Source organism: Agromyces humi, from assembly GCF_009720255.1.
Lineage (GTDB): Bacteria > Actinomycetota > Actinomycetes > Actinomycetales > Microbacteriaceae > Agromyces > Agromyces humi.
Window position 1 is genome coordinate 1 of record NZ_WJSP02000796.1, and the last position, 527, is coordinate 527.

Here is a 527-nt window from a genome sequence, read left to right on the forward strand (position 1 = left end):
TGGGCGGCACCCGGGTGCGCCCGCGAGATCGCCGCCGAGCACGGCGACGGACGGTCGGCCCTGCCGTCAGCCGCCGAGACCGCGGTGAGCGAGCAGCGCGCGTTCGGGGCATCCGCCATCAAGGTCGCCCTCAACGCGGTCGCAGGACCGGTGTTCGACCGGGCGACCCTCGACGCCATCGTCGCGGCCGCCCGCCGCCTGGACCTGCCCGTCGTGGCCCACGTCGAGGGCGACGGGATGACGCGGCTCGCCGTCGACGCGGGCGTCGACACGCTCGCGCACACGCCCTTCACCGAGGTCGTCGACGACGCGCTGATCGCGCGGGCCGTCGCGATGGGACAGCGCTGGATCTCGACGCTGTACGTCGCCGGCTACGGCGAGGCGACGCCCGACGCCGAACGGGCGGCCGACAACCTTCGCCGCTTCGCCGCCGCCGGCGGCCGGGTGCTCTACGGCACCGACCTCGGCAACGGGGACCAGCCGCTCGGCGTGAACCCGGCCGAGCTCGCCCTGCTGGCGTCCGCCGG

The 527-nt window shown here is 76.3% G+C and carries 1 protein-coding gene; it reads left to right on the forward strand.

What is annotated here, in order from left to right:
* Positions 1-527 (forward strand): amidohydrolase family protein (locus GH736_RS24230; protein WP_456236785.1); only part of this gene is annotated, 527 nt, incomplete at both ends.